Source organism: Rhodococcus sp. ENV425 (genome assembly GCF_002887785.1).
GTDB classification, from domain to species: Bacteria; Actinomycetota; Actinomycetes; order Mycobacteriales; family Mycobacteriaceae; genus Rhodococcus; species Rhodococcus aetherivorans.
Window position 1 is genome coordinate 1,778 of sequence record NZ_PCZU01000154.1, and the last position, 8,391, is coordinate 10,168.

Genomic DNA, 8,391 nt, shown 5'->3' on the forward strand with positions numbered 1-8,391 from the left:
CCACGACGGTGCCACGCCCGCGATGTTGCCCCTGCCCTCGGTCCGCGCCGGCGCGGCCGGGCCCGCGTCGTCCGCGGCGGATCCTGTGCGGGTTTCGCCGTCGGGCATGCGGCGGGCGTTGCGGCGCGCGCGGGACGGGGCGACGCTCAACGTCGACGAGGCCGCGATCCTGCTCGCCGCCCGGGGATCGGATCTCGAGGACCTGTGTGCCTCGGCCGCCCGGGTCCGCGACGCCGGTCTGCTCGCGGCGGGCCGGCCAGGCACGGTCACCTATTCCCGCAAGGTGTTCGTCCCCATCACCCGGCTGTGCCGGGACCGCTGCCACTACTGCACGTTCGTGACCGTGCCGGGCAAGCTGCGCGCCGCCGGGCAGGGGATGTATCTCGAGCCCGACGAGATCCTGGACATCGCCCGGCGTGGATCCGAACTGGGTTGCAAGGAAGCGCTTTTCACGCTCGGTGACCGGCCCGAGGAGCGCTGGCCGGAGGCGCGGCAGTGGCTCGACGAGCGGGGCTACGACTCGACCCTCGACTACGTGCGCGCGATGGCGATCCGGGTTCTCGAGGAGACCGGGCTGCTGCCGCACCTGAACCCCGGGGTGATGAGCTGGGCCGAGATGTCCCGTCTCAAGCCGGTGGCCCCGTCGATGGGCATGATGCTCGAGACCACGTCGACCCGGTTGTTCACCGAGCAGGGGGAGTGCCACTACGGCAGCCCCGACAAGGACCCGGCGGTACGGCTGCGGGTGCTCACCGACGCGGGCCGGCTGTCGGTGCCGTTCACGACCGGCATCCTCGTCGGCATCGGCGAGACGCTCACCGAGCGCGCCGAATCCATCGCGGCAATCCGCAAGCAGCACAAGGCGTTCGGACATATCCAGGAAGTGATCGTGCAGAACTTCCGGGCGAAGGACGACACCGCGATGCGCGACGTGGACGACGCCGGACTCGACGAGTTCCGGGCCGCGATCGCCGTGGCCCGGCTCGTGCTCGGTCCGTCCATGCGCATCCAGGCGCCGCCGAACCTCGTCGCCGCCGACGAGTGCCGCGCGCTGCTCGCCGCGGGCGTCGACGACTGGGGCGGGGTCTCACCGCTGACCCCGGACCACGTCAACCCGGAACGGCCGTGGCCGAACCTGGACGCGCTCGCACGGATCAGCGCCGACGCCGGGTTCACCCTCACCGAGCGGATCGCGGCCCAGCCGCAGTACGTGCTGGCCGGGCAGCCGTGGATCGACCCGCGGATCGCCGCCCACGTGCGCGCGCTGGCGGACCCGGCGACCGGTCTGGCCTGGGACGTGACCCCGCAGGGGCAGCCGTGGCAGGAGCCCGACCTCGATTGGGAGTCCAGCGGCCGCGTGGATCTGAACTCCGAGATCGACGTGACCGGGCGCAACACCGAGTACCGCTCCGACCTCGGCAGCGCGTTCGGCGACTGGGACACCGTGCGCGAGCAGGTCCTCGCACTCGGCGCGAATGCCCCGGTGCGGTTGGACGGGGACGTGCTCTCGGCGCTGCGCGCCGCGGAGAAGGACCCCGCCGGCTGTACCGACGCCCAGTACGTCGCCCTCGCGCACGCCGACGGGCCCGGCCTCGAGGCGGTCGTCGCCCTGGCCGACCAGCTGCGCCGGGACACGGTCGGCGACGACGTCACGTACGTGATCAACCGGAACATCAACTTCACCAACATCTGCTACACCGGCTGCCGGTTCTGCGCGTTCGCGCAGCGCAAGGGCGACGCCGACGCGTTCACCCTGTCCACCGCCGAGGTTGCGGACCGGGCGTGGGAGGCGCACGTCGCCGGTGCCACCGAGGTGTGCATGCAGGGGGGCATCGACCCGGAACTGCCCGTCACCGGCTACGCCGACCTGGTCCGCGCGGTCAAGGAGCGGGTGCCGTCGATGCACGTGCACGCCTTCTCCCCGATGGAGATCGCCAACGGCGTCTCCCGCAGCGGCGTGTCCGTCCGCGACTGGCTGACCGAGCTGCGTGAGGCCGGCCTCGACACGATCCCCGGCACCGCCGCGGAGATCCTCGACGACGAGGTCCGCTGGGTGCTCACCAAGGGCAAGCTGCCCACCGCGGAGTGGATCGAGGTGGTCACCACCGCACACGAGGTGGGGCTGCGGTCCAGCTCGACGATGATGTACGGCCACGTCGACCAGCCGCACCACTGGGTGGGGCACCTGAACGTGCTGCGTGGGATCCAGGACCGCACCGGCGGCTTCACGGAGTTCGTGCTGCTGCCGTTCGTGCACCAGTCGTCGCCGCTGTACCTGGCCGGCGCGTCGCGGCCCGGTCCGACGTTGCGCGACAACCGCGCCGCGCACGCGCTGGCGCGGATCATGCTGCACGGCCGGATCGACAACATCCAGACCAGCTGGGTCAAGCTGGGTGTCGCCGGCACGCAGGCGATGCTGCAGGGCGGCGCCAACGACCTCGGCGGCACCCTGATGGAGGAGACGATCTCCCGGATGGCGGGTTCCCAGCACGGCTCGGAGAAGACCGTGGCAGAACTCGTGGCGATCGCCGAGGGCATCGGTCGCCCGGCCCGTCAGCGGAGCACCGCCTACGCGCCGCTCGCTGTCGACGGGGGCGCCCTCAGCGGGGCCGGCCGGTGAGCCCCAGGCTGGGCGACGGGGTCGTCGCGGCGGCCCTGGATGCGACCGCCGCGGGCGTCGGGCCGCTGTTCGACCTGGCGTACCTCGACCCGTTCGGTCTCAAGGCCCGCACGTTCGTGCCCACGGTGCGGGAGCGGACCCCGGTCGAGCAGGTGCTCGACGCGGCCGCGGCCGTGCTCGACGCCGGTCGCGTGCCGGGCACGGCGGCGTGGGCGGCCGCGTCGGAACAGGAGCGGGTGAACTGGTGGGTCGGCGGGCTCGGCTCGGTCTCGACGCTGCCCGTCGCGTTCCCCGGCATGCTCGGGGTGGTGGGCCGGATGCTGCCGCTGCAGGACGCGCTCGGCTTCGTCAACCAGGCGATCGTGCTGCTCGCCGTCGCCCGGGAACGCGGAATCCACGACCGCGACCGCCAGGTGCGGATGCTCGCGGCCGTGCTGTGCCGCCGCGACCTCCTCGGCACGGACGAAACCGGGACACCGCTGTCGTGGGTGCGGCGTCCGGTGCGGTCGACGATCGACCTGGTCCGCGCGGTGAACGCGGAATTCGCGCGGCGTCCGCAGCCGTCGGGCGCGTGGCGCGCGCTCGGCGTGCTGCCGCTGGTGGGGGCACTGGCCGGATACGTCGGCGAGCGGTCCGCCCTGTCCCGGGCCGCCGCGGACGGGCAGCAGTGGCTGGGCGCCCAGCCGGGGCCCGTCTAGTCAGGGCACCCTAACTCGGAGGGGTGTCCCCGCGGCGGGGGATACTGGACGTCGACGGACGCGGAGCGCGCCCCGATTCGGCGTGACCGTGCAGGTGGGCGGGCGACCAGAGAGGCAGGGAGAACACCAGTGACGTACACGATTGCGGAACCGTGCGTGGACGTGTTGGACAAGGCGTGCATCGAGGAATGCCCGGTCGACTGCATCTACGAGGGCGGTCGCATGCTGTACATCCATCCGGACGAGTGCGTGGACTGCGGTGCCTGCGAGCCGGTGTGCCCCGTCGAGGCGATCTTCTACGAGGACGACGTGCCGGACGAGTGGAGCGCGTACGTCAAGGCCAACGTCGACTTCTTCGACGATCTCGGATCCCCGGGTGGCGCCGCGAAGCTCGGCAAGGTCGACTACGACCCGCCGTTCGTCAAGGCCCTGCCGCCCATGGGCGAGGAATAGTGATCGGCGGTACCGTGACGCGCACTCGTCGTTCGGTGGCCGCGAGCCTGCCGGACTTTCCGTGGGACTCGCTGACCGGCGCGAAGGAGAAGGCGGCCGCGCACCCCGGCGGCATCGTCAATCTCTCGGTCGGCACCCCCGTCGACCCCGTCGCCTCGGTCATCCGTGAGGCGCTGCTCGCCGTCGCGGAGGAATCCGGGTATCCGACCACCCACGGCACGGAAGCGCTGCGCGCCGCCGCGGTCGGGGCGCTGGCCCGACGCTACGGCGTCACCGGCATCGACGCGTCCGCGATCCTGCCGGCCATCGGCACCAAGGAGATGATCGCGTGGCTGCCGAGCCTCCTCGGCCTCGGCGGCAGCGACCTGGTGGTGATCCCCGAGCTCGCGTACCCGACGTACGAGGTGGGAGCGCTGCTCGCCGGCACGCGGATCATTCGTGCCGACGGCCTCAACCGCCTGGGACCCGAGGGCGCGGCGCTGGTGTTCGTGAACTCGCCGTCGAACCCGACGGGCAAGGTGCTCGGCCTCGAACACCTGCGCAAGGTGGTGGACTGGGCGCGCAGCCGGGACGCGATCGTCGTCTCCGACGAGTGCTACCTGGGCCTGACCTGGGAGGGTGAGGCACTGTCCATCCTGCACCCGAGCGTGTGCGACGGCGACCACACGAACCTGCTCGCGGTGCACTCGCTGTCGAAGACGTCGAACCTGGCCAGCTACCGCGCCGGCTTCGTCACCGGCGACGCCGAACTCGTCGCGGACCTGCTCGAGGTGCGTAAGCACGCCGGCATGATGGTGCCGCTGCCGATCCAGTCGGCGATGACCGTCGCGCTGAACGACGACGAACACGAGAACGCGCAGCGCGAGCTGTACCGCAAGCGCCGCGAGGTGCTGCTCGCGGCCGTCCGCGGTGCCGGGTTCACGGTGGATCACTCCGAAGCCGGCCTGTACCTGTGGGCGAGCCGCGGCGAGGAGTGCCGCGCGACGGTGGACTGGTTCGCCGAACGCGGGATCCTCGTGGCCCCGGGCGAGTTCTACGGTCCCGGCGGCGTCCAGCACGTGCGGATCGCGCTGACGGCCTCGGACGAGAGGATCGCGGCCGCCGCGCAGCGGCTGATGTGATGTGCGCGCACCGGCTGATGTGATGTGCGCGCACCGGCTGACGTGATGCGCGCGCACCGGCTGACGTGATGCGCGCGCAGCGGCGCGCGGCGGAAGCGACGCTGCCCGAGCAGGATTGCCGTATGCGACGCCGTGTTCGGCGCTACCCTGGGCCCAGGGAGGCCCCATGGACGCCGTCACTGCAGTTCCTGCGCCGGCCAACGAGCCGGTCCACACCTACGCTCCCGGCAGCCCGGAGCGGGAGCGTCTGACCGCCAAGCTGAAGGAGCTGGCGGCCGAACCGGTGGACGTCTCGCACGTCATCGGCGGCGAGCACGTGCACGGTGAGGGCGATCGCTTCGACATCGTGCAGCCCCACAACCATCACGCGGTGCTCGGCACCCTGCGCAACGCCACCCCGGCGGAGGCGACGGCGGCCGTCGAGGCGGCGACGGCCGCGGCCCCCGCGTGGCGGGAGATGTCGTTCGACGCCCGCGCGGCCGTGCTGCTGCGGGCCGCCGACCTGCTGGCCGGGCCGTGGCGGGAGACGATCGCGGCCGCCACCATGCTGGGCCAGTCCAAGTCGGTGCAGCAGGCGGAGATCGACGCGCCGTGCGAACTGGTCGACTTCTGGCGATTCAACGTGCACTTCGCCCGGGCGCTGCTCGCCGACCAGCCGTATTCGTCGCCGGGTGTGTGGAACCGGATGGACTACCGGCCGCTCGAGGGGTTCGTGTACGCGATCACCCCGTTCAACTTCACGGCGATCGCCGGGAACCTGCCCACCGCTCCGGCGCTGCTGGGCAACACCGTGGTGTGGAAGCCCGCACCGACGCAGTCCCTGTCGGCGTACTGGACGATGCGCCTGCTCGAGGCGGCGGGGATGCCGCCGGGCGTGATCAATCTGATCACCGGGGACGGCCGGGTCGCGTCGGAGGTGCTCCTGCGCGATCCGCGGCTGGCCGGTATCCACTTCACCGGGTCGACCCGGACGTTCCAGCACCTGTGGCGGGAGGTCGGGGCCAACATCGACGGCTACCGCACGTATCCGCGGCTGGTGGGGGAGACCGGCGGCAAGGACTTCGTCCTCGCGCACCCGTCGGCCGATCCGGGCGTGCTGTCCACGGCCCTGATCCGGGGGGCCTTCGAATATCAGGGGCAGAAGTGCTCGGCGGCGTCGCGGGCGTTCCTGCCCCGCTCCCTGTGGCGGCGCATGCGCACCGAGTTCCTCGACGAGGTCGAGAGCCTGACCTACGGCGACGTGACCGACCTGTCGAACTTCGGCGGCGCCCTGATCAACCGGACCGCCTACGAGAAGGTCGTCGGCGCCCTCGAGCGGGCCCGCGACCGCGAGTCGATCGAGATCGCCGTCGGCGGCGGGTACGACCAGTGGGTCGGCTGGTTCGTGCGGCCCACCGTCCTGCTCACCGACGATCCGGGTGACGAGTCGATGTGCACGGAGTACTTCGGTCCGGTGCTGAGTGTGCACGTCTACGACGACGCGGAGCCGGACGCGTGGCGGCGGGTGCTCGACCTCGTCGACCGCGGCGCCCCCTACGCGCTCACCGGCTCGGTGATCGCCGAGGACCGCGCGGCCGTCGAGGAGGCCACCGCCGCGCTGCGGTTCGCGGCCGGCAACTTCTACGTCAACGACAAACCCACGGGCGCGGTGGTGGGGCAGCAACCCTTCGGCGGCGGCCGGGCGTCCGGCACCGACGACAAGGCGGGCTCGCCGCTGAACCTGCTGCGCTGGGTGTCGGCGCGGACGATCAAGGAGACGTTCGTGCCACCGACGGACTACCGGTACCCGCACATGAAGGGCGGGTGAGGTCCGTGGTCGCCTCGGAACCGCTGCCGTCGCCGCCCGTGACGTCGCGGGCGCTGCCGCGGCTGGCGTCGAACCCGCTGCGGCCGGTGATCCTCGCGGCCGCGAAGTCGCCCCGCGTCCGGGCGCTGGTCACCACGGCGCCGCCGACACGCCGGCTCGTCGACCGGTTCGTCGCCGGGGACACCCGCCCCGACGCGCTGGCGGCCACGAAGGCCCTGCTCGGCACCGGACGGGCGGTGAGCATCGACCACCTCGGGGAGGACACCACCGATCTCGCGCAGGCCCGGGCGATCGTCGCCGAATACGAGGCGCTGATCGCCGACCTGGCTCCGCTGGTCGAGCGCGATGCCCCGATGCCGGCGGTGGAGGTGTCGGTCAAGCTCACCGCGCTCGGCCTGGCCCTCGGCGCCGAGGGCCCCGGCATCGCGCTCGGGCACGCCCGGCAGATCTGCGCGGCCGCCGCCGCGGCGGGGGTGTGGGTCACCGTCGACGCCGAGGACCACACCACCACCGACGCCACCCTGTCGATCGTGCGGCGGCTGCGCGAGGACTTCCCCTGGGTCGGTGCCGTGCTGCAGGCCTACCTGCGCCGCACCGAGGCGGACTGCCGGGACCTGTCCGGCCCGGGCTCGCGGGTGCGGCTGTGCAAGGGCGCCTACCGCGAACCGGCGTCGGTGGCGTACCAGGATTCCGCCGAGGTGGACGCCTCGTACCTGCGGTGCCTGCGGGTGCTCATGGCCGGGCAGGGCTATCCGATGGTGGCCTCGCACGACCCGGCGATCGTGGCGGCCGTGGGCCCGCTCGCCGCCGAGCACGCCCGCGGCCCGGACGGATTCGAGCATCAGATGCTGTACGGGATCCGCGACCTCGAACAGCGCCGGCTCGCCGGCGCCGGGCTACGCATGCGGGTGTACGTCCCCTACGGGGCCCAGTGGTACGGGTACCTGATGCGGCGGCTCGCGGAGCGGCCGGCGAACCTGCGGTTCTTCCTGCGCTCGGTGGTGTCACGGGATTGAACGTCCGGCGCCGGGGGAGCGGACCCGCCGTCGACGGAACCGGACGCCGGGTACGTCCGCAGGTACATTGACGCCCGTGAGCACCTCGGAGGCCGACCCCGGTTCGGTGCTCCTGCTCGCCCTCGTCGCGGCCCTCGCGGTGCTGCTCGCGCAGCGTCGGTGCGCGCCGCCGGGGCGGCTGGTGTGGTGGCCCCCGCCGGGTCAGCTGCTGTGGCCGCCGCCGGTGACCGCGCTCGTGCTGTGGCTCGTAGTCGCGGTCCCGTCGCTGCTGCGCCTGGCCGTGCCGTCGCTGCTCGGGACGTTCGGCCGCGACCCGCTGCGGATCCGCGCCGAGGACGAATGGTGGCGGGTCCTGACCTCGGTGCTCGTGCAGGACGGCGGCGTGTTCGTCACCCTGGTGAATCTGCTCCTCCTCGCCGTCGTCGCGACCGTCGCGGTGCGGGTGTGGGGCCCGGGCCGGGCGGTCGGGTTGTTCGCGGTGAGCCAGCTGCTGTTCGGGCTGTTCACCGCGTTCGTGTCGCCGTCGACCGGTGCCGGCAGCTCGGGCGCGTCGTTCGCGGTCGCGGGGTCGATCGCGGGCCTGTGGCTGGCGGTCGGCGCTCGCGGGGCCGTGCTCGCGGCCGCCGTCGGCATCGGCCTCGCCGGCGCGGTGCTGGTGGTGGCCGGTGACGGGCAC

At 72.7% G+C, this 8,391-nt stretch carries 7 protein-coding genes; all 7 read left to right on the plus strand.

From position 1 onward, the window contains the following. Nucleotides 1-22 precede the first annotated feature (22 nt). Nucleotides 23-2,620: a bifunctional FO biosynthesis protein CofGH gene (locus CQZ88_RS12255; RefSeq protein ID WP_102799806.1), complete on the plus strand. Its 2,598-nt coding sequence runs from the start codon at nt 23-25 to the stop codon at nt 2,618-2,620. Beyond that, nucleotides 2,617-3,318 (plus strand): hypothetical protein, encoded by a 702-nt coding sequence (locus tag CQZ88_RS12260; RefSeq protein ID WP_102799807.1) that lies wholly within the window; start codon nt 2,617-2,619, stop codon nt 3,316-3,318. Before CQZ88_RS12255 ends, CQZ88_RS12260 begins: the two co-directional genes overlap by 4 nt. 129 nt (nt 3,319-3,447) lie before the next feature. Further along, a complete protein-coding gene (fdxA, locus tag CQZ88_RS12265) occupies nt 3,448-3,771 on the plus strand; it encodes a ferredoxin (RefSeq protein WP_006933964.1) in 324 nt (107 codons plus the stop codon). A gap of 35 nt (nt 3,772-3,806) precedes the next feature. Beyond that, nucleotides 3,807-4,892 (plus strand): succinyldiaminopimelate transaminase, encoded by a 1,086-nt coding sequence (gene dapC / locus CQZ88_RS12270; RefSeq protein ID WP_102799813.1) that lies wholly within the window; start codon nt 3,807-3,809, stop codon nt 4,890-4,892. A 166-nt stretch (nt 4,893-5,058) separates the two neighbouring features. Continuing rightward, nucleotides 5,059-6,699, plus strand: a complete 1,641-nt coding sequence (pruA, locus tag CQZ88_RS12275) for an L-glutamate gamma-semialdehyde dehydrogenase (protein WP_102799808.1) — start codon at nt 5,059-5,061, stop codon at nt 6,697-6,699. After that, nucleotides 6,696-7,715: a proline dehydrogenase family protein gene (locus CQZ88_RS12280; protein WP_102799809.1), complete on the plus strand. Its 1,020-nt coding sequence runs from the start codon at nt 6,696-6,698 to the stop codon at nt 7,713-7,715. The genes pruA and CQZ88_RS12280 overlap by 4 nt, the downstream gene beginning before the upstream one ends. A 76-nt stretch (nt 7,716-7,791) precedes the next feature. After that, a partial coding sequence (locus CQZ88_RS29890) for a rhomboid family intramembrane serine protease (RefSeq protein WP_102799810.1) occupies nt 7,792-8,391 on the plus strand: 600 nt, incomplete at its 3' end.